At 67.2% G+C, this 19,863-nt stretch carries 17 protein-coding genes; 6 read left to right on the top strand and 11 right to left on the bottom strand.

Features of this window, described 5'->3' with window-relative positions; genetic code table 11:
* Positions 1–74: 74 nt before the first annotated feature.
* The 5 genes from ACZK45_RS12830 to ACZK45_RS12810 all read left to right on the top strand — a co-directional run bounded on the left by ACZK45_RS12830 (position 75) and on the right by ACZK45_RS12810 (position 6,788).
* Positions 75–1,508 carry a DcaP family trimeric outer membrane transporter gene (locus ACZK45_RS12830; RefSeq protein ID WP_478444783.1) on the top strand — a complete coding sequence of 478 codons (1,434 nt, stop codon included), beginning with the start codon at positions 75–77 and terminating at the stop codon, positions 1,506–1,508.
* Positions 1,509–1,584: 76 nt separating this feature from the next.
* A complete protein-coding gene (gene adiC, locus ACZK45_RS12825; RefSeq protein WP_006461445.1) occupies positions 1,585–2,937 on the top strand; it encodes an arginine/agmatine antiporter in 1,353 nt (450 codons plus the stop codon).
* A gap of 20 nt (positions 2,938–2,957) precedes the next feature.
* The gene (locus ACZK45_RS12820; RefSeq protein ID WP_006373744.1) at positions 2,958–5,246 is read left to right on the top strand and encodes an Orn/Lys/Arg family decarboxylase; all 2,289 of its coding nucleotides are present in this window, start codon (positions 2,958–2,960) and stop codon (positions 5,244–5,246) included.
* A 28-nt stretch (positions 5,247–5,274) separates the two neighbouring features.
* Positions 5,275–6,177, top strand: coding sequence for a cation diffusion facilitator family transporter (locus ACZK45_RS12815; protein ID WP_329913723.1), 903 nt, complete (start codon positions 5,275–5,277; stop codon positions 6,175–6,177).
* Between the two features lie 176 nt (positions 6,178–6,353).
* Positions 6,354–6,788, top strand: a complete 435-nt coding sequence (locus tag ACZK45_RS12810; RefSeq protein ID WP_100434884.1) for a RidA family protein — start codon at positions 6,354–6,356, stop codon at positions 6,786–6,788.
* Here the strand turns inward: ACZK45_RS12810 and ACZK45_RS12805 are convergent.
* The 9 genes from ACZK45_RS12805 to ACZK45_RS12765 form a co-directional block, all read right to left on the bottom strand.
* Complete coding sequence (locus ACZK45_RS12805; RefSeq protein ID WP_478444782.1) at positions 6,785–7,498, bottom strand: energy transducer TonB family protein; 714 nt, start codon at positions 7,496–7,498, stop codon at positions 6,785–6,787. The two genes, ACZK45_RS12810 and ACZK45_RS12805, sit on opposite strands and share 4 nt — an antisense overlap.
* Positions 7,491–8,291 carry a ChaN family lipoprotein gene (locus ACZK45_RS12800; protein WP_478444781.1) on the bottom strand — a complete coding sequence of 267 codons (801 nt, stop codon included), beginning with the start codon at positions 8,289–8,291 and terminating at the stop codon, positions 7,491–7,493. The genes ACZK45_RS12805 and ACZK45_RS12800 overlap by 8 nt, the downstream gene beginning before the upstream one ends.
* Positions 8,278–10,749 carry a TonB-dependent receptor gene (locus ACZK45_RS12795; RefSeq protein WP_478444780.1) on the bottom strand — a complete coding sequence of 824 codons (2,472 nt, stop codon included), beginning with the start codon at positions 10,747–10,749 and terminating at the stop codon, positions 8,278–8,280. The genes ACZK45_RS12800 and ACZK45_RS12795 overlap by 14 nt, the downstream gene beginning before the upstream one ends.
* A 64-nt stretch (positions 10,750–10,813) precedes the next feature.
* Entirely contained in the window at positions 10,814–11,740 is a 927-nt protein-coding gene (locus ACZK45_RS12790) for a FecR family protein (protein ID WP_032129372.1), read from the bottom strand.
* On the bottom strand, positions 11,737–12,246 hold the full coding sequence (locus tag ACZK45_RS12785; RefSeq protein WP_478444779.1) for an RNA polymerase sigma factor: 510 nt from the start codon (positions 12,244–12,246) through the stop codon (positions 11,737–11,739). The genes ACZK45_RS12790 and ACZK45_RS12785 overlap by 4 nt, the downstream gene beginning before the upstream one ends.
* Before the next feature lie 123 nt (positions 12,247–12,369).
* The gene (locus ACZK45_RS12780; protein WP_478444778.1) at positions 12,370–12,876 is read right to left on the bottom strand and encodes a hypothetical protein; all 507 of its coding nucleotides are present in this window, start codon (positions 12,874–12,876) and stop codon (positions 12,370–12,372) included.
* A 98-nt stretch (positions 12,877–12,974) separates the two neighbouring features.
* Positions 12,975–13,199: a hypothetical protein gene (locus ACZK45_RS12775; RefSeq protein ID WP_032129370.1), complete on the bottom strand. Its 225-nt coding sequence runs from the start codon at positions 13,197–13,199 to the stop codon at positions 12,975–12,977.
* Positions 13,196–13,897 carry a glutamine amidotransferase gene (locus ACZK45_RS12770; protein WP_478444777.1) on the bottom strand — a complete coding sequence of 234 codons (702 nt, stop codon included), beginning with the start codon at positions 13,895–13,897 and terminating at the stop codon, positions 13,196–13,198. Before ACZK45_RS12770 ends, ACZK45_RS12775 begins: the two co-directional genes overlap by 4 nt.
* Positions 13,894–14,667: a YggS family pyridoxal phosphate-dependent enzyme gene (locus ACZK45_RS12765; protein ID WP_121503549.1), complete on the bottom strand. Its 774-nt coding sequence runs from the start codon at positions 14,665–14,667 to the stop codon at positions 13,894–13,896. The genes ACZK45_RS12770 and ACZK45_RS12765 overlap by 4 nt, the downstream gene beginning before the upstream one ends.
* A 76-nt stretch (positions 14,668–14,743) precedes the next feature.
* Here ACZK45_RS12765 and ptsJ point away from each other — a divergent pair, with 76 nt between their 5' ends.
* Positions 14,744–16,030, top strand: coding sequence for a MocR-like B6 salvage transcription factor PtsJ (gene ptsJ, locus ACZK45_RS12760; RefSeq protein WP_125894573.1), 1,287 nt, complete (start codon positions 14,744–14,746; stop codon positions 16,028–16,030).
* A 134-nt stretch (positions 16,031–16,164) separates the two neighbouring features.
* Here ptsJ and ACZK45_RS12755 read toward each other — a convergent pair whose 3' ends face one another.
* Both ACZK45_RS12755 and ACZK45_RS12750 read right to left on the bottom strand, forming a co-directional pair.
* Positions 16,165–16,671: a hypothetical protein gene (locus ACZK45_RS12755; protein ID WP_006373615.1), complete on the bottom strand. Its 507-nt coding sequence runs from the start codon at positions 16,669–16,671 to the stop codon at positions 16,165–16,167.
* Between the two features lie 81 nt (positions 16,672–16,752).
* Entirely contained in the window at positions 16,753–19,863 is a 3,111-nt protein-coding gene (locus ACZK45_RS12750) for an error-prone DNA polymerase (protein WP_478444776.1), read from the bottom strand.

The following is a 19,863-nucleotide window of genomic DNA, read 5'->3' as shown; positions in this document are numbered from 1 at the left end:
AGCACGAGGCCGGAGTGGCGCATGCGTGCGTCCTGTCTGCGTGCTGCGAACAGGGGTCGTCCAGGGAGGATGCAATGCGCGTGGCGGTACTGAGCCTGGCCTGTGTGACAGCACTGGCGATCACGCCGGCGTATGCACAGGTGGATGACAAGGAGGACGCGCAGGCGCTGCGTCGTGAGATTGCGGCCATGCGGCAGGCGCTGGAGGGCATGCAGCAGCGTTTGGACCGCCTTGAGCAGCGCGACGCAACCGTTGCGCCTGCTACAGCACAGGCACCCGCCGCCGTGGTCGCGCCTGCCAGCACTGCCAACCTGCTGCACCCCACCCAGGTACCGGGCGTGGCACAGCCGGTGCTGCCGCAGCGCGAATCGGTGGCCGATCCGTCCACCGCCGCGTCGCGACCGGACAGTGCGGCCGGCCCGACCGATCCGGATCTGAAGGGCTTCTTCCCCATTCCGGGTACTGACACGGTGATCCGTATCGGCGGTTACGCCAAGCTGGATGCCATCGCCGATTCGCGTGCAGCGGGGGATGAGGATCAGTTCATTCCCTCGTCGATGCCGGTCGGTGGCAGTCATCGTGATGTCTCGAACTTCAACATCCATGCCAAGCAGACCCGCTTCAGTTTCGAGGCGCGACGTCCGACCACGCACGGCAACCTGCGCTTCTACCTGGAGAACGACTTCTTCGGCAGTAGTGACGGCTACGAATTCCGGCTGCGCCATGCCTATGGCCAGCTCGGCAATACCTATGCCGGTTACGGCTACTCCAGCTTCATGGATCCGGACAGCCTGCCCGACACATTGGATTTCGAAGGTCCCGGCGGTGCCGGCTACCTGCTGGTGGCAGGCATCCACCACAGTTTCGCGATGGGCAAGGGCAACACCCTGACCGTCGCCGCCGAAGATCCGAAGACCGAACTGGCCGGCGCCAGCGATGAGCGAGCCGCAGTGAACCGCCTGCCCGACGTGACGGTGACCGCGCGCATGGAGCGCGACTGGGGCCACCTGCAGCTGGGTGCGGTGGCACGCAGCCTGGCCTATGACGGCGATGGCGAGCGCGACCGGCGTATGGCCGGTGGCCTGCAACTCAGCGGTTCGGCCTCGGTAGGCGAGCGCGACCTGCTGCTGTTCGGTGCCCTCGGCGGGCGCGGCCTCAGCCGTTACACCGCCGACCTGACCGGCTCCGGGCTGGACGCGGTGGTCGGTGCCGATGGCCGCCTTGATGCGCTGGACCTGCACGGTGGGTTCGTTGGCTACACCCACTACTGGTCCGAGCTGTGGCGTTCGAACCTGATCTTCGGCCAGCTGACCCTGGAGCGGAATGCTGCATTGGCAGCCGACGCATTCCGTCAGAGCCGCTACGGCGTGTTCAACCTGATCTGGAGCCCGGCACCGTCGTGGACGATGGGCATGGAGCTGCTGTACGGCCGCCTGGAACAGCAGAGCGGCGCGCGCGGCGACACGGTCCGGGTGCAGGGCAGTCTGCAATACAACTTCATCAAATAGGCGCCAGCGGTCGTACGCCAGCGTAACCGTCCCCACGCCCGGTTGTACCGGGCTCATGCCAGTACAGGAGATTGTCATGGCAGAAGCAAAGAAAATCGGGGTGGTCGGAGCCACCTTCCTCGTCGCCGGCAACATGATGGGCTCAGGCGTGTTCCTGTTGCCGTCCAGTCTGGCCAAGATCGGCACCGCCTCGATCTGGGGCTGGCTGATCACCACCGCCGGTGCGCTGCTGCTGGCCTTCGTGTTCGCCAAGCTGGGCAAGCTGGCACCGAAGGCCGGCGGTCCCTATGCCTATGCACGTGACTGGTTCGGGCCCTACATGGGCTTCCAGACCAATACCATCTACTGGTTCGCCAACTGGATCGGCAACGTCGCCATTCCTATCGCGGCGGTGGGCTACTTCAGCTACTTCTTCCCGATCCTGTCCGAGCCGCTGGTGCGCTGCATCGCGGTGCTTGTGCTGGTGTGGGCGCTGAGCTTCGCCAACATGATCGGTCCGGCCTTCGTCAGTCGCGTGCAGACGGTCACCACCAGCTTCGCGCTGGTGCCGATCCTGGGCATCGCCATCTTCGGCTGGTTCTTCTTCGATGCCGACATCTTCAAGGGCGCCTACAACGTGTCCGGTGAATCCAACTTCGGCGCGATCTCCAGTGCCGCGGCACTGACCCTGTGGGCCTTCATCGGCGTCGAATCCGCTTCGGTGACTGCCGGCGTGGTGGAGAATCCGGAAAAGAACGTGGCCCGCGCCACCCTGGCGGGCGTGTTCCTGGCTGCCATCGCCTACATCGCCAGTTCGTCGGTGATCATGGGCATGGTGCCCAATGGCGAGCTGCAGACTTCTGATGCACCGTTTGCACTGGCTGCCGCCAAGGCCGTCGGTGGCTGGGGTGGCGCGCTGGTGAGCCTGTGTGCCTTCATCGGCGCTGCCGGTTCGCTGGGCGGCTGGATCCTGCTGACCGCACAGAGTGCCAAGGCGGCCTCCGATGATGGCCTGTTCCCGAGCATCTTCAGCAAGACCAACAAGGACGACGTGCCGGTCAAGGGCGTGCTGATCGTGGCGGTGCTGATGACCCTGGCGGTGCTGGTCACTTCCACCTCGGAAACCGCGTCGGCCCAGTTCGACGTGATCACGTCGGCGGCGGTGGTGCTGACCCTGCTGCCCTACATCTACTCGTGCGTGGCCTGCTACTTCGTGGTCGAGCGCTCGCACACCCTGGTCCACACCGGTGCGTTCTGGACCCTGACCAGCCTGACCGTCGTTTACTGCCTGTGGGCGATCTACGGCTCGTCGGGAACCATCGTGCAGTACGCGTTCCTGTTCGTGCTGTTCATCACCGTGTTCTATCCCTTCTTCAGCGAGGAGCGCCGCCAGCAGCGGCAGCGCGCCCGCGAGGCCTCGGCCATCAGCGCCGGCGCCCAGCGTTCCTGAGTTAGACAAGGAGAATCAACGTGTACTTCAAGTCCCTGGACTACCCGGTCATTGTCATCGACAACGACTACGAGTCGCCGCGCATCGGCGGCATCCTGATCCGCGCCCTGGTGGAGGAGCTGCGCAGCAACGACCAGCGCGTGCTGTGCGGCCTGAACCTGGATGATGCCCGCGCCGGTGCCCGCACCTACGTGGCGGCCTCGGCGGTGCTGATCTCGATCGATGGCAGTGAAGAGGTGGATGGCGAGTTCCAGCGCCTGACCGCCTTCCTGCGCGAGCAGAGCGCACGCCGCGCCAATCTGCCGGTGTTCCTGTACGGCGAGCGCCGCACCATCGAGAAGGTGCCGAGCAAGCTGCTCAAGTACATCCACGGTTTCATCTTCCTGTTCGAAGATACCAAGAGCTTCATCTCGCGGCAGGTGATGCGCGCGGCCGAAGACTACATGAAGAACCTGCTGCCGCCGTTCTTCAAGGCATTGATCCACCATGCAGCCGAGTCGAACTACTCCTGGCACACCCCGGGCCATGCCGGCGGCGTGGCGTTCACCAAGTCGCCGGTCGGCCGTGCATTCCATCAGTTCTACGGCGAGAACACCCTGCGCAGCGATCTGTCGATCTCGGTGCCGGAACTGGGTTCGCTGCTCGATCACACCGGCCCGATCAAGGACGCCGAGAACGAGGCCGCACGCAACTTCGGTGCCGACCATACCTTCTTCGTCACCAATGGCACCTCCACCGCCAACAAGATCGTCTGGCATGGCACGGTGGCGCGCGGTGACGTGGTGTTCGTCGATCGCAACTGCCACAAGTCGCTGCTGCACGCGCTGATCATGACCGGTGCGGTGCCGGTGTACTTCACCCCCAGCCGCAACGCGCACGGCATCATCGGCCCGATCAGCCTGGACCAGTTCACGCCGGAGTCGCTGCAGCAGCGCATCGCTGCCAACCCGCTGGCCAGCCAGGCCTACAAGGCCGGCTCCAAGCCGCGCATCGCGGTGGTCACCAACTCGACCTACGACGGCCTGTGCTACAACGCCGAGAAGATCGCCGACGAGATCGGCAGCGCGGTCGACTTCCTGCATTTCGACGAAGCGTGGTACGCCTATGCTGCGTTCCATCCGTTCTACGAGAACCACTACGGCATGGCCAAGGGCAAGCCGCGTGAGCAGGATGCGATCATCTTCACCACGCATTCCACCCACAAGCTGCTGGCCGCGTTCTCGCAGGCGTCGATGATCCACGTACGCAACTCGGCGCAACGCAACCTGGATGCCGAGCGTTTCAATGAGTCGTTCATGATGCACACCTCGACCAGCCCGCACTACGGGGTGATCGCGGCCTGTGACGTGGCCTCGAAGATGATGGAAGGCGATGCGGGCCGCTCGCTGGTACAGGAAATGCACGACGAGGCCATCGCCTTCCGCCGCGCGATGCTGCACGTGCGCGATGATCTCGGTCGCGACGACTGGTGGTTCAGCGTTTGGCAACCCACCCAGGTCGAGCGCAGCCTGGACAAGGGCGATACGCCGGCGCCGCTGGTGGCCAAGCGCGAGGAATGGTACCTGCAGCCGGATGCGCACTGGCACGGCTTCGAGAACCTGGTCGACGACTATGTGCTGATCGACCCGATCAAGGTGACCCTGCTGACCCCGGGCCTGGCGATGGACGGCAGCATGGGCAAGCTGGGCATCCCGGCGGCGGTGCTGAGCAAGTTCCTGTGGGGCCGCGGCATCACCGTGGAAAAGACCAACCTGTACTCGGTGCTGTTCCTGTTCTCGATGGGCATCACCAAGGGCAAGTGGAGCACCCTGGTCACCGAGCTGATGGCGTTCAAGGAACTCTACGACCGCAATGCGCCGCTGAGCCAGGCACTGCCGACGCTGGCTGCCGACTATCCGAATGCCTACGCCGGTTGGGGCCTGCGTGACCTGTGCGATGCGCTGCATGCGTTCAACCAGGAATTTGCCGTGGCCAAGGTGATGCGTGAGATGTACGTGGATCTGCCGACGCCGGTGATGACCCCGGCCGATGCCTACAACCACCTGGTGAAGGGCGAGATCGAACGGGTCGACATCGAGCAGATCAGTGGCCGCATTGCGGCGACCATGCTGGTGCCGTACCCGCCGGGCATCCCGACCATCATGCCGGGTGAGCGTTTCGGTGACAGCGACGAGCCGATCATCCAGTCGCTGCGCATCGCCCGCGAGCAGAATGCGCGTTTCCCGGGCTTCGAGTCGGACGTGCACGGGCTCATCATCGAGCAGGAGGGTGATGCGGTTTCGTACAAGGTGGAGGTGCTGAAGGCCTGACCGGCAACGGTCGGCCGTTCGGCGAACGATGGATACCGCGCGCGAGCAACGCATCCTGAAGTTCTCGATCGGGGTCACCCTGGCGGTCAGCGCGGTCGGCTTCATCGGTGGCCTGCTGGTGGGATCGCAGGCCATCCTGTTCGACGGCGTGTACAGCCTGGTCGATGTCGCCCTGACCCTGGTGTCGTTGTCGGTGCTGCGGCTGGTAGCGCGGGAACAGAGCCCGCGCTTCCAGTACGGCTACTGGCATCTGGAGCCGATGGTCGAGGCGTTGGGTGGGGTTATCCTGTCGCTGGCCTGCGTGTACGCGCTGGCCAACGCCGTGATCGGTTTGACCACGGGCGGGCACGAAGTGAAATTCGGGCCCGCGCTGTGGTGGGCGGCGTTGCTGAGTGCCAGCAACCTGGCGATGGCGGCCTTCGTCGCGCAGCGGGCGCGGCATCTGCGCTCCGCGCTGTTGTGGCTGGATGTACGGGGCTGGCTGCTGGGCGGGTTGATGAGCCTGGCAGTGGTACTGGCCTTTGTGTTGGCGCTGGTCCTGCACGGTGGTGAGTGGCACCACTGGGTGCCGTACCTGGATTCGATCGTGCTGGCGTTGATCAGCCTGGCGGTGTTGCCAGTGCCGGCGCGGGGTGCCTGGAAGGCCATGCGCGAAGTGCTGCAGGTGGCACCGGATGATCTGGACCGGCGCGTGCAGCGGGTGATGCAGGCGTTCGTCGCCGAGCGTGGCTATGCCGGTTTCACCAGCCATGTGGCGAAGATGGGGCGGATGCGCTTCATCGAGATCCACGTGCTGGCTGACCCGGCCATGCCGTTGGGTTCAGTGGGCGAGGTCGATGCGATGCGCGACGAGATTGCGGTGCGGCTGGATGCGCGGGGCAGCACGTTCTGGTTGACCATTGATTTCACCGCAGACCCAGCGTGGACGTGACCACGCTTCTGTAGAGTCTTGCTCGACTGCTTCTGGTCGGTGGAAGTCGAGCAGGCTCGAGTCCACGGGAACGCGCGATCGTTGCGCGTGGCAGACCGGTCTGTTGCACCGGATCCATTTGACCTCAACCGGAGTTGAGGTCACAGACTGCCGGCATCCCCCACGAGGCGCGCGGCATGAACCTGCTGACCACACCGGACCTCAGCCATGGCCTGATGGAACTGTTCAATCCACCGGGTCTCTACGATCCTTCGGCCAACGGCTACTCACACGTGGCGGTGGTGCGCCTGCCGGCACGGGTGATCCATGTCGCAGGGCAGGGCGGCGAAGATGCCCAGGGCCGCCTCTCGCCCAGCTTCGAAGAACAGGTCGGGCAGGCGCTGGACAACCTGCAGACCGCGCTGCGATCGGCGCAGGCAAGTCTGGCCGATGTGGCGCGGCTGCGCATCCTGGTGGTCGACCACGATGAGGACCGGCTGGGCATCATTGCCCACCAGGTGCGACGGCGCTGGCCGAACCGCGCGGCGCCCACCTGCACGCTGATCCCGGTGCCGCGACTGGCGTTGGACGGCATGCTGTTCGAGATCGAGGCGGAGGCCTACGCCGCCTAGCGCAGGTAGTACTCCACCGGCACCACCAGTTCCTGCGGTGCCTTCAGTTCATCGGGAATGGGCGGCAGCGGCTGCGCGCGACGGAAGGTCTGCAGCGCAGCGTCATCGAGCATCGGCTGGCCACTGGACTGCTCCAGCCGCAGCGCCAGCAGGCGACCTTCGCGGTCGATGCTGGCCCTGACCCAGGCAGTGCCCTGCTGCCGGCGCGAGCGCGCGGCGGCAGGGTAATAGCGGTAACGCTCCAGCCGCGCCATCAGGCGGGCTTCCCACTGGTCGCTGGCGGCGCCGGCCTGGAAGTCCGCCGGTGGCGCGTCTGGAGCGGGCGGCGCGGCCGTGATCGATGCCGGTGCGGGACTTGCATCGGTCGCGGCCGCAGGCGGGGCGACCGGCAGCGGCTTTCGACCCGTCCCGCCCGTTTCGCTGGCGGCCAACTCGCCCTCGCGCGCGGCGGTGGGCTTCGGTGGCGGGGGCGACTTTTTCGGTTGCGATGCACGCGCCTGCTGCGCCTGGCTGGGGGTATCGGCCTGGCGCTCCTCTACGGGCTGTGGCGGCGTGGCCGGTGCCAGCAGGCGCAGGCTGATGCGCACGTCCTGCTCCGGCGGTGGCAGCATCGGCGGCATTGCAACCCAGTGCACCAACAGCAGCAGGGGCAGCAGGTGCAGGACGACGGTGATCACGATCGCCTGCCAGTGTTGGCCGCGCTCACTCATCGTCCAGCACCCACAGCAGATCGGCATCAGCAGCACCGACGGTTTCACCCGGCGAGGCCAATGCGATCACCAGCGCAGGCGTATCCGGTGGCAGGTAGCCCGGCACCCCGGTGCCGCGCAGCACATGCCAGCGACCGGCTACCAGCAGCGCGGGTGCGGGTGCTGCGGTCAGCACCTGTGCCATGCGCGTGTCGCGGGCCTGTTGCACGGCCAGCATCCCTTCCAGCATCGGTGCCGCGTCTGCGTGCTGGGCCAGAACCACATCCGACAGGCGTTGGCGGGCGGTGGGCACCGGGAACCGCACTGCATCAGCGGACGCCAGGTGGGCGTTGACCTCGACGCGCGCGAGATTGCCGCCGAACAAGGGGATGCCGGCAGCGGTGGCGTCCTGCACCAGCCCGCCGTAGGCGGTCCACGGCCATCGTGTATCCCAGCCCAGCAGCTCCTGCAGGCGTGCACCGTCGGCATGGTTGCCCTTGGCCAGCCAGCGCTGCACCCGCTGCAGGCGCGGCTGGCGTTCGCTGGCAATCATCTCCAGCACCAGCGCGCCTTGTGGACGCTGCTGCTGCAGCGCGTGCAGCAGCCAGCGCTGGGCAGCGTGGTCACCGGCCAGGTCGTGGCGTTCGCCCAGCAGCAGTCGCGGAGCGTTCGCTGCGCGCTTCACGAACGCAGCTTCGTCCAGGGTCTGGCCGCTGGCGAGGTCCAGCACCTTGCCGGGCATCGGCTGCGCGCTGGCCATCGACGCGAGCGCGAGCAGGCACAGCGGCAGCCAGTGGCGGCTAGAACGCCACATTGACGCCCATCGAGACGGTGCGGCCACGGCCGTTGCCGCGGTCCAGGATCGGACTGAAGATGCTGTCGATCGAGGCATTGTTGTCATAGGCCTTGTTCTGCAGGTTTTCGATGTTCAGCCACAGCGTGGTGTTGGCCTGCGGCTTGAAGCTGGCGTAGAAGTCCAGCAGCACGCCGGTGCCGCCGGTCTTGCGGGTCTGGAAGAAGTCGTAGCCTTCCTCGGTCGGACCGGAGTACTCGGCGCGCAGGCCGGCCTGCACGCGCTGCTGCCACCAGCGGCCGCCCACGTCCAGCGTCCAGTAGCGGTCGGGCAGGGCGGTGATGTCTTCCAGGTTGACGAACTCGATGGCCGGCGCGCTGGTGCGCGAGCGGGTCCAGCTCAGCGTGGCGTGGTAGTGCTCGCTGGCGTAATGGGCTTCCAGTTCGATGCCGCGCATGCGCACCACGCCGGGGTGGTTCATCCAGCGCGTGGTGGCGCTGAAGTCGTCGGCGTCCAGCACATCGGTCCAGGCATTGAGCTGCGGATCGCTGTCGATCGGCACCACGAACGGTTCCACTTCCGGCGGATGCACGATCAGCAGGTACTGCGGCTTGATGTAGTCGCGGATGCGGTTGTCGAAGCGGGTGACCCGCAGTTGTGCCAGGTCACCGTCGACCAGCAGCGAGTCGGTGCTGAGGTTGGCGCCGAACTGCAGGTTGCGCGAGCGCTCGCGGCGCAGGAACGGATTGGCGCCGATGCCGTCGGCGACGCTGGCGTCCTCCAGCGGGATCTTCTCGAAGAACATTTCCTGCACGCGCGGCGGCCGCGACGTGCGCGAGACCTCGGCGAACAGCTGCAGCCAGTCGGTGGCCTGCAGTGAAACCGCCAGGCTCGGGCTGAGTGCGCGCTCTGTGCGACGCACGTCGATGTCGCCGCCATTGATCTCCGCGCACTGGCCGGGCACATCCGAGCACACCGGGATGTGACCACGGATGCCGAAGCGGTCCTGGCGCAGTCCTGCGGTCAGGGCATAGATGTCGTACTGCAGCTCCAGCGTGCTGAACACACTGTCCAGCTGGCTGCGACCCTGCGGGTTGGCACCGCGCAGGATGGGCGTATCGGCCACATAGATGTCCGATTGGTGCTTGATGCCGGTGTTCCAGCGCGCCTGCAGTGCACCGATGTCGAAGCGGCTGGTGTTGTCCACGGTCCAGCTGCTAAGGCTGCTGTGGGTGCGGCGGCCGATGTAGCTGGAGTCCTCCACCGGCGGGTAGAACAGCCGGGTCTTGTTGCTGGCGAAGGTCGCACGCAGGTCGATCCACGGCGAATAGGGTGTGTAGTGGTAACTGGCGCGCTGGTTGCGCGCGGAAATCTGCCACGGATAGTTGTGGTAGAAGTCGTTTTCGTAACGCATGTGGCTCACGTCCAGCCGATGCTGGTCGCTGGGCTGCAGGCGCGCCTTCAACAGCCAGCTGCTGGGCTGCTGGCTGCCCGGGTCGGCGTTGTTCTTCTGCCCGCGTGCGGTCGCGTATTCGCTGCTGCGGCTGCTGCTGGCGGCGGCCAGCAGGCCGAACTGGCGGTCGCCACCCTCTTCGCTGTGGCGCCAGGCACCGGCGAAGGTACGGCCACTGCCGTAGCCATTGTTGCCGTGGCGGTAGCCCGCACGCAGGCCCCAGTCGCGCCCCTCGCCGAGCAGATCGTCGATGTCCAGCGTGCGGAAGTTGGCACTGCCGGCCAGCGTGCCGGCGCCATCACCACCGGCGACCGCACCGCGCTGCACGTCCACACCGGCCAGCAGGAAGGGATCGACATAGGCGAACGGGCCGCCCGAGCCGTGCCCGGCATTGTTGCGGAAGGTCTGGGTGACACCGTCGATCATGGTGTTGACCCGGCCGGCACCGGTCATGCCGCGGATGTTGACCTGCAGGCCCGGCTGGCTGCGCGAATGGAAGCTGTGGGTGCCGGGCATCGAGCGCAGCAGGCTGTTGCCTTCCTGGCGTTCGGCCATCGCCACGCGCTCGCTGCCCACCGGGGGCGCAAAGCCATCGCGGGTGGCCGGTACATATTGACTGGCGCCGGCACCCGGTGCCTGACCGTGTGCGGTAGTACCCTGCACCCGCAGCGGGCCAGTGCGACGGCTGCCATCGGCGCGTTCAGCCGGCGCCGGCTCCAGGGCGGCACGACGCGCATCGACGAAGCGCGGGCGCAGGCCGCTGCCTGCCAACAGGCGCGACAGGGCCTGCGCATCGTCGAAGTCACCGCGCAGCGCAGGCGCCGAATGGCCCGCGGGCAGCGCTGCGCCGATCACCAGATCGACGCCGGTCAGCCGGCTGTAGGCGTCCAGCGCGGCCGCCAGCGGTTGTGCGGGCAGATTGTAGGTACGGGTGGCGGTCTGTGCGTGGGCACTGCCGGGCAGCAGCGGAAGGGCACTGGTACAGGCCAGCGACAGGGCGAGGACAAGGGGGCGGGGGCACAGCATCGGGGGCTCCAGGGGCTGACGCAGAGCGTCGTCATCCTGGGTAGACGCAGCCGCAGGCCGGATGTCAGGGTCCATCACGCTGTTCCCTGCGTGGCGGCAGCCACACCTGTATGCCCGCGCCGAGGCGCAGCACGCGCACCTGCAACTGAGTGGCCAACTGGTCGCGGTTGCCGGCCGCACCGTCGGCACTGCCAAGCAGGGTGACCGGCTGCTGGCGCAGCTGCTCGCCGACGACCCACGTGTGCCCGCCATGCCAGCGGTCCAGGCCCTGCGTGACGTCGGCCAGTGGGGCCGAGACCCAATGCAGGCGCCGCTCGCGCCAGGCCAATGCTCCGGGGGCGGTCGTTGTTGCATGGGCTGTTGCCTGCCCATCGAAGCGCAGCTGTTCGCCGTGGTCAGCCAGCATGCTGACGTTGCCGCTGTCCACGCGCACGCGATGCTCGGTAACGGTGACCACGCTGCTGTTGCCCTGCACGGCAAGATCGAATGCGGTCCCCAGTGCAGTGACGGTGCCCTGTGGGGTATGCACCTGGAAGGGCCGGTCGGCATCGGCGGCGACCTGGAACCAGGCCTGGCCGCGCTGCAGCTGGAGCTGGCGGCGCTGCCCATCGATGCGCACCTTCACTTCGCTGCCGGGTGACAGCAGGACATGCGAGCCATCCCGAAGGGTCTCCTCGCGGATCTCGCCAGCGGCCGTTCGCAGGACCTGCGCTACGGGCGGCGACACATGGCGGCTGTAGAGACCCAGCGCGCACAGCAACAGAACCGCAATGCCGGCTTCGCGCAGGCGACGGCGTTGCCTGCGCTGCTGTTGCCGCTGCAGGCTGGGCAGCGTCGCACCGGCCTGCCACAGGTGTTGCAGATGCTGGTACTGCGCAGCATGGCGAGGGTCGGCCTGGTACCACTGCTCGAACGCGTTCTCGTCGCGGCCACCGTCGTGCCCGTCCAGCCACCAGCGTGCAGCTTCGCGCGCGATCGCGTCCAGGCTCATGCGCCCGGCACCTGCTGCAGGGCGACCAGTGCGCGCAGCAGATGGCCGTGCGCGGTCTGCCGGCTGATGCCGAGCTGGCGCCCGATCTCGGCCAGCGCCAACTGTTCAACCCGCGCCAGCAGGAACACCTGGCGCGAGCGCGGTGGCAGCGCGGCGATGATCGCGTCGAGGTGGCGCAGCTGTTCGGCGTCGAGCAGTCGCTGCTCGGGCAGCGGCGCAGGATCGGCGATGGCATGCAACTGCGTGTCATCCAGCGCTTCTTCGCGACGGCGCTGGCGTTGCCGGTAATGGTCGGCAATCAGGTTGTGGGCAACACGGTACAGGTACGCGCGGCCATTGCTCAGCAGGCCACTGGCGGCGACCTTGACGACACGCAGCCAGGTTTCCTGGACGACGTCATCGGCGTCGCTGCGTTGCGGGAGTTTGCGGCGGACATGGGCGTGCAGCGGCCGGTAATGGGCCGTGCACAGCTGCGCGACATCCGTCGGTTCGACAGGCGTGGACACGGGGCGGGCGACAACTGGGAAAGGGAACAGCCCGCGGCGGCAAGGGCAGCGGCTGCACCTTACAGCAAAAGAGAATCATTTGCATCTTTGGTGCGAGCGCAGTCCGCATGAGCCACCGCGGCGTCAGCGGGGACGATAATCGCAGTGGATCTGCAGGGCTTCGGTGGGATTGTGATGCAGCACGAATCCGCAGTGCTGCAGGCTGCGCTTCGCTCGTGCGACTGGCTCGGCATACCGGGCGACGCGGCGGTGCTGCCAGCGCGGCGGGGTGAACACGCCCAGGGGCAGCAGCCGCAGCCGCTCGCCGTGCAGTACCAGTGAGACATCGACATGACGGCCATCGATGTCGTGGCCGTTGGCGCCGAAGATGGCGTCGACTTCATCCCGGCGCTGCGGATAACAGGCACGGAAGAGGGTGATGCCGAGCCGACGCACCAGGCAGCGGAAGCCACCGAGACGGCTGTGGCTGGGTTCGAAGCCACGGGTGAGCAGTAGCCGCAGCCCCACAGGCAGCATTGCCTGAGCGTCGAGCAGGCGTTGCAGTACCTCTTCTTCCAGTTGGATGCGGGTGGAGGGCCAGCGCGGGGCGATGAGCAGTCCGTGGTGGTTGCCGCGTTGCAGGGTCAGCATCGGTGAAGCTTCGCACGCGGCCGAACAGCCGGGGTAGTGCCGGCCGCTGGCCGGCAGATTCGAGTACCGGCCAGCGGCCGGCACTACCGTGACGATCATCAGAGGTCGCGGTACTGGATCTGCGAAGCCAGTACGCGCAGGCCGTCGGCATTGCTGGACAGGATGCGCTCTTCGCCAACACCTTTCTGTCGTTTCAGCTGGAAGCCCTGATCCGCAGGCAGTTGTGCGGCGATGGCGTCCATGCGCTGCAGGGCATCAGGGCCGCTGCAGTCGAAGTGGCCCCAATAGACGCCATCGCGGTGGATCTGCAATCGATAGTTCATCGCGGTGTCTCCGGCAGGTCCTGCAGCCAATGGTCGAACATCGCGGTGGCGGCCGCGGCCAGTGGTGCGCCATAGCGACGCGCCTGCGCGCGCAGATCATTCGGATCGATGCCGGCCTGGGCCAGCTCCAGCGTGTGACCAATCAGCCAACGCTCGAACTGGCGCGCGTCCAGTTCCGGATGGCATTGCAGGGCCAGCGCGTGATGGCCGATGGCGAAGGCCTGGTGACGGCAGGCCGGCGTGCTGGCCAGGCGGCGTGCACCGGCCGGAAGCTCGAACGCCTCACCATGCCAATGCAGTACCGGAATGCCCTGCAGGGCCTGCAGCGGTGAACGCTGGCCTTCATCGGTCAGCAGCAGTGGCGCAAAGCCGATTTCCTTGCCGCCGCTGGGAGCGACACTGGAACCGAGTGCACGCGCCATCAGCTGTGCACCCAGGCAGATGCCCAGGGTTGGCCGCTGCTGCTGCAGCCGGCGCTGCAGCAGGGCGATGCTGTCGGTGACGAAGGGATAGGTCGCTGTGTCATTGGCACTGATCGGGCCGCCCAGCACCACCAGCAGGTCGGTCACTTCGGCCGGATCGAGCGCATCGACGCCGGCCTGCAGCACCTGCAGCTGCCAGCCTTGTGCCAACAGCAGAGGCTGCAGGGTGCCGAGGTCTTCGAAGGCGACGTGCTGCAGAACGACTGCGTGCTTCATGCCGGGGCTCCGCTGTTCGGCCAGTAGAAGCTGTCCGGGGTGGCGCGGGCGCCGAAGATGGCCTGGCCGACGCGGACCACGGTGGCACCTTCCTCGATGGCCACTTCGAAATCACCGGACATGCCCATCGACAGCTGCGACAGGTCAAGGCCGGGCGGGGCGGTGCGTTGCAGCTGGTCGCGCAGTTCGCGCAGGCGCACGAAGCAGGCGCGCACGCGCTCGACGTCGGGGGTGAAGATGGCCAGGGTCATCAGGCCGCGCACACGCAGGCGATCGAAGGCCGGCAGCTGCTGCACGAAGGCCTCGACCGCGTCGGGTTCCAGTCCGTACTTGCTCGGCTCGGCCGAGGTGTTGACCTGCACGAACACATCCAGCGTGCGGTCTTCCAGTTGCAGGCGCTGCTGCAGGGCCTCGGCCACGCGCAGGCTGTCCAGCGCCTGGAACTCGCTGGCAAAGCGCGCCACGTAGCGCGCCTTGTTGGTCTGCAGATGGCCGATCACCGACCAGTGCACGCCCAGGTCGGCCATCGTTTCGGCCTTGCGCTGTGCTTCCTGCACCTTGTTCTCGCCCAGTTCGTGGCAACCGGCGGCCACGGCCATGCGGATACGGGCGTCATCGACGGTCTTGCTGACCGGCAGCAGGCGCACGCTGGCCGGGTCCCGGCCGACGCGCGCGCAGGCATCGGTGATGCGTTGGCGCACCGTGACCAGGTTGGCGGCGATCTGTTCAACGGACTGGGCGACGGGCCAGTCGGCAGCGGCAAGGGGCATGCGGGCACCTCCAATGCAGGATGGCCAGGGTGGGATACACTGGCACAGGACAAGATATATTTTGGCATAGGACAAAATGAAAATCACCGGGCATAGCGCCGAGTCGATCTTCGACAGCATCCGCGACGGCATCGGCAAGGGCCGCCTGCCGGCCGGCAGCGTGCTGCCGCCGGTGCGTGAACTGGCCGAGCAACTGGGCGTGAACCGCAACACCGTGGCCGCTGCCTACAAGCGCCTGGATGCGGCGGGCCTGGCCAGCACGGCGGGCCGCCGTGGCACGGTGGTGCGCGGATTGCCGCCGACGCTGGCGCGCGAGGGCAGTACGCCCGGGCTGGCGCTGCAGGACCTGGCCGGTGGCAATCCGGATCCGCGCCTGCTGCCGAACCTGCGCCTGGCCCCGGCCGCGCCGCGTTTGTACGGCGTAGGCACGGTCGACCCGAGGTTGCAGGCGCTGGCAAGGGCCTCGCTGGATGCGGACTGCCCGGAGGGCTATGCGCTGGAGCTGACCCATGGCGCGGTTGATGGCATCGAGCGCCTGCTGGCGGCGTGGTTGCTGCCAGGAGACCGCATCGCGGTGGAGGATCCATGCTTCCTCGGTAGCCTCAATGTGCTCAATGCTGTGGGCCACGCGCCGTTGCCGGTGGCGGTGGACGCGCATGGCATGCAGGTCGATTCGCTGCGGCAGGCGCTGGAGGCCGGCGCACGCGCGGTGCTGCTGACCCCGCGGGCACACAACCCGACCGGGGCCAGCTTGGATGCGAAGCGGGCACGGGCGTTGCGGCAGTTGCTGGCGGCCTACCCGCAGGTGGCGGTGCTGATCGACGATCACTACGCACTGCTCTCGCAGCAGGCCTATCACTCAGTGCTGCCGCTGGATGGCCGGCGCTGGGCGCTGCTGCGTTCGTTGTCCAAACCACTGGGTCCGGACCTGCGGCTGGCCTGGCTGGCCTGCGATGAGGAGACCGCATCGCGGTTGCGGCTGCGATTGGCGTCCGGCACCGGCTGGGTCAGCCACCTGCTGCAGGATGCAGCGACTTCGGTGCTGGCGTCGGCAACGCAGCGGGCGAAGATCGCCTCGGCGGGTGAGCGCTACCAGCAGCGCCTGCAGTCGCTACAGGAGCTGCTGCGCGCGCATGGCATGCCGACGCCGCAGCCGATGGAAGGATTGAACCTGTGGCTGCCGTTGCCGGCCGACAGCCACCCACACGTGCTGGCACTGGCTTCGCGTGGATGGCATGTGCGTGCAGGCGAAGTGTTCGCGGTGGCGGCACCGGGCCATGGTCTGCGCATTACCTGCGCGGCGCTGGGATCGGCGCAGCTGCGGCAGCTGGCCGATGACCTGGCGGCGGTGTGTGGTTTGTAGCGTCGGGCCATGCTCGGCTTTGCTTCGCCTTTGTAGAGCCGAGCCATGCTCGGCTGCTGTTGGTAGAAGCAGTCGAGCATGGCTCGACTCTACATGACCGGTAGTCGAGCATGGTTCGACGCTACAGAAGCAGATCAAGGCGCGGCGTTCGCGCCCGGGCGCACGTAGTAGGACTGGCCGCTGTCATCGACGAACATCAGCTCCGGCTTGCCCTGCCAGGAGGTGAGCATGGCGCCGGTGTTGTTCTGGTGCTTGACCATGAGGCTGGCGCCACGGTCCGGATTGGCGACGACCTTGAACACTTCGGTGGTGCCGGTGGCATCGTCCAGGGTGAGCAGGGCTTCGCCGCCGCGGTCGCTGGTGCCGTAGCCGCCGCGTTCGGAGCCGTCGGGACCGAGCAGGATCAGGCCGGACAGGGCGGTGGCGCGCGGCCCCTGGGTGCGGCCTTGGCTGAGCGGATCGGGAACCGGTGCGCCGAGGATCACCCGCGGCTGGCCGCTTGCATCGTGAATGATCAGCCCGCGTGCCTCGATGATGCGCTGTGGCGATTGGCTGCGATGCAGGCTCCAGGCGGTCCAGCCGGAAACAAGCAGGGCGAGGGTCGAGACCACCAGGGTGGTCAGCAGCAGCGCACGGGACATCGGGTCGTCCTTCCTTGGATGTGCCGACGATAGCGGATGCAGACCGGCAATGGCCAGTTCGTTGTGTGACGTTGTGTATCGTCAATGGAAATCGCGGCTGTGGCTGCGCAGTCCCTGCAGCAGTTCATCCAGGCAGTGCATGCGCTGCACGATGACGTGCTGCACGCCATCGACGCGTTCCAGGCGGCCATCGATCTGCATCAGCTGGGTATCGACCAGCACCCGGTGCTGGCGATCGGCCAGGTGCCGCCAGACCACGGCGTTGATCATGCCGGTCTCGTCTTCAAGGGTGAGGAAGGTGACGCCACTGGCGGTCTGCGGGCGCTGGCGCATGCGCACCAGGCCGGCGATGCGCACGCGCCGGCCATGGCCGTGGGCAGCCAGTTGTGCGGCATCCAGGCAGCCACGGCTGCGCAGTTGCGCGCGCAGGAACGAGATCGGATGGCGGCCCAGCGTGGTGCCGGTGCTGCGGTAATCGGCCTGCATGTCTTCCCAGGCGCTGGGCAGGGGCAGTGGCACGCGGGCTTCGGTGGTGGCGCGGGCCTGGTCGAACAGCGGCAACCGGTTTTCCACGCCGGAGATATCCCAGCGCGCACGATGGCGATGGCCGCTGAGCCCACGCAGCGCCCCGGCATCGGCCAGCAGGCCCTGCTGGCGGCGGTCCAGAGCGGTACGCTGGCACAGGTCACCCACATCGTCGAACGGGCGCCGCGCACGTTCACGCATGATGGCCTGCACGGCGGGCTCGTTGCAGCCATCGACCAGGCGCAGGCCGAGCCGGATCGCGGCCGGCCCCTTGCTGAAATCCAGCGTGCAGTCCCAGTCGCTGTGGCGCACGTCCACCGGCAACACGCGGATGCCATGCCGGCGCGCATCCTGCAGCAGCTGGTCGGGGCTGTAGAAACCCAATGGCTGGCTGTTGATCAGGCTGGCGGTGAACGCGGCCGGGTGATGGCACTTCAGCCAGCAACTGTTATAGGTCAGCAGGGCGAAACTGGCGGCGTGACTTTCCGGAAAACCGTAGTCACCGAAGCCCTTGATCTGTTCGAACAGGTGCTCGCCGTACTCGCGGCTGAAGCCGTTCTTGAGCATGCCGGCCAGCAGCTTCTCGCGATGCGGTTCCAGGCCGCCACGGCGCTTCCACGCCGCCATCGAGCGGCGCAGGGCATCGGCCTGGCCCGGCGTGTAGCCGGCCGCTTCCACCGCCAATTGCATGACCTGTTCCTGGAACAGTGGCACGCCGAGGGTGCGCGCGAACACGCGTTCCAGCCGCGCTGGATAGAGTGGATTGTCTGGATCGTTCAACGCGTCAGGACCCTGCTCGCGCAGGATCCTTCGCCGTTCCAGGTAGGGGTGCACCATGTCACCCTGGATCGGGCCAGGGCGCACGATCGCCACTTCGATCACCAGGTCGTAGAAGGTGCGCGGCTGCAGGCGCGGCAGCATCGCCATCTGCGCGCGCGACTCGATCTGGAATACGCCGATGGTGTCGGCGGCGCAGATCATGTCGTAGGTCTTCGTATCCTTGGGAGGAATCGCATCCATGCGTCCTTCGTGCAGGCCATGCTGCTGCAGCATCGCCAGGCATTTGCGGATGGCGGTGAGCATGCCCAGCGCCAGGCAGTCGACCTTCATCAGGCCGGTGGCATCCAGATCGTCCTTGTCCCACTGGATGACGGTGCGGTCGGCCATCGCCGCGTTCTCCACCGGCACCAGGGTTGACAGCGGATGCTCGGAAATCACGAAGCCGCCCGGGTGCTGCGACAGGTGGCGCGGGAAGTCGATCAGTTCGGCGGTCAGCGCCAGCAGCCGCCGCATCAGCGGGGTTTCCGGATCGAAGCCGCGCTCGCGCAGGGTCTCCGGCAGCGGCACATGGCCGCCCCAGTGGTCCATCGCCGCGCCCAGTTCGTTGACCTGGTCCATCGGCAGGCCGAGTGCACGGGCCACGTCGCGGATCGCGCTGCGGCCACGGTAGCTGATCGCCACCGCGGTCAACGCCGCGCGCTCGCGGCCATAGCGCTTGAACACGTACTGCAGCACTTCCTCGCGGCGCTCGTGTTCGAAGTCGATGTCGATATCCGGTGGTTCGTCGCGCTCGGCGGAGATGAAGCGCTCGAACAGCAGGTTGCTGCGTGCCGGGTCGATCTCGGTCACGCCCAGTACGAAGCACACCGCGGAGTTGGCCGCCGAGCCACGACCCTGGCAGAGGATGTCCTGGCTGCGCGCGAAGCGCACGATGTCCTGCACGGTGAGGAAGTACGAGGCGTAGTTCTTTTCCCGGATCAATGCCAGTTCGTGCTCGATCTGTTTGCGTTGTGCCGGTTCGATGCCGCCTTTCCAGCGCCACGGGATGCCGCGCTCGACCAGCACGCGCAGCCAGCTGTCCGGGTCGTGGCCCTCGGGCACCAGCTCGCGCGGATAGGTGTACTGCAGCTGCTCCAGGGTGAAGTGGCAACGCTCGGCGATGCGCAGGGTCTCGGCCAGCAGTTCGGGCGGATACAGCTGGGCCAGCGCGGTACGCGGGCGCAGGTGGCGCTCGCCGTTGGGAAACAGGCGCCAGCCGGCCTCGGCCACGCTGCAGCGGTGGCGGATGGCGGTCAGTGTGTCCTGCAGGGCGCGGCGGCGGCGCACGTGCATGTGCACATCACCACTGGCCACCAGCGGCAGGTGGTGGCGTTCGCCGAAGGCCTGCAGCTGCTGCAGGCGACGCGCGTCGTCATGCTCATGGTGCAGCTCCACCGCCAGCCACAGGCGATCATCGAAGCCGGTGCGCAACAGTTCCAGATCGATGGCGGCCGGTTGCCGGTCCAGCCACAGGCACAGCAGGCCGTCGGGCAGGCCGAGCAGGTCCTCGCGCAGGCAGCGGTATTCGCCCTTGGCCGCGCGCCGCCGGCAGGTGGTGATCAACTGGCAGAGACCAGCATAGGCGGCCTGGTCGGTGCACAGCAGGGCCAGCTTCGGCCCGTCCTCGATCTGGAATTCGGCGCCGACGATCAGCGCCACGCCATGCGTCTTCGCCGCCTGCCAGGCACGCACGATGCCGGCCAGCGAGCATTCGTCGGTGATCGCCAACGCGCGGTAGCCCTGGCCGGCAGCGCGCGCGAACAGTTCTTCGGCGATCGAGGCGCCACGCTGGAAACTGAAGGCCGACAGGCAGTGCAGTTCGGCGTAGCCGGGCAGTTCGCTGTGCAT

It is taken from the genome of Stenotrophomonas sp. 63632_Sma, assembly GCF_056482875.1.
Note: the sequence above shows the minus strand (reverse complement) of the source record. Positions and strands in the feature narration are given on the sequence as shown.

Bases quoted from the DNA above. Each gene is read 5' to 3' on its own strand.
- ACZK45_RS12765 (WP_121503549.1), bottom strand. From the start codon at position 14,667: ATGCCCCTTGCCGCTGCCGACTGGCCCGTCGCCCAGTCCGTTGAACAG.
- ACZK45_RS12775 (WP_032129370.1), bottom strand. From the start codon at position 13,199: ATGAACTATCGATTGCAGATCCACCGCGATGGCGTCTATTGGGGCCAC.
- ACZK45_RS12790 (WP_032129372.1), bottom strand. From the start codon at position 11,740: ATGAGCCTGGACGCGATCGCGCGCGAAGCTGCACGCTGGTGGCTGGAC.
- ACZK45_RS12815 (WP_329913723.1), top strand. From the start codon at position 5,275: ATGGATACCGCGCGCGAGCAACGCATCCTGAAGTTCTCGATCGGGGTC.
- ACZK45_RS12795 (WP_478444780.1), bottom strand. From the start codon at position 10,749: ATGCTGTGCCCCCGCCCCCTTGTCCTCGCCCTGTCGCTGGCCTGTACC.
- ACZK45_RS12800 (WP_478444781.1), bottom strand. From the start codon at position 8,291: ATGTGGCGTTCTAGCCGCCACTGGCTGCCGCTGTGCCTGCTCGCGCTC.
- ACZK45_RS12830 (WP_478444783.1), top strand. From the start codon at position 75: ATGCGCGTGGCGGTACTGAGCCTGGCCTGTGTGACAGCACTGGCGATC.
- adiC (WP_006461445.1), top strand. From the start codon at position 1,585: ATGGCAGAAGCAAAGAAAATCGGGGTGGTCGGAGCCACCTTCCTCGTC.
- ACZK45_RS12755 (WP_006373615.1), bottom strand. From the start codon at position 16,671: ATGTCCCGTGCGCTGCTGCTGACCACCCTGGTGGTCTCGACCCTCGCC.
- ACZK45_RS12780 (WP_478444778.1), bottom strand. From the start codon at position 12,876: ATGCTGACCCTGCAACGCGGCAACCACCACGGACTGCTCATCGCCCCG.
- ptsJ (WP_125894573.1), top strand. From the start codon at position 14,744: ATGAAAATCACCGGGCATAGCGCCGAGTCGATCTTCGACAGCATCCGC.
- ACZK45_RS12805 (WP_478444782.1), bottom strand. From the start codon at position 7,498: ATGAGTGAGCGCGGCCAACACTGGCAGGCGATCGTGATCACCGTCGTC.
- ACZK45_RS12750 (WP_478444776.1), bottom strand. From the start codon at position 19,863: ATGCACAGCGAACTGCCCGGCTACGCCGAACTGCACTGCCTGTCGGCC.
- ACZK45_RS12770 (WP_478444777.1), bottom strand. From the start codon at position 13,897: ATGAAGCACGCAGTCGTTCTGCAGCACGTCGCCTTCGAAGACCTCGGC.
- ACZK45_RS12810 (WP_100434884.1), top strand. From the start codon at position 6,354: ATGAACCTGCTGACCACACCGGACCTCAGCCATGGCCTGATGGAACTG.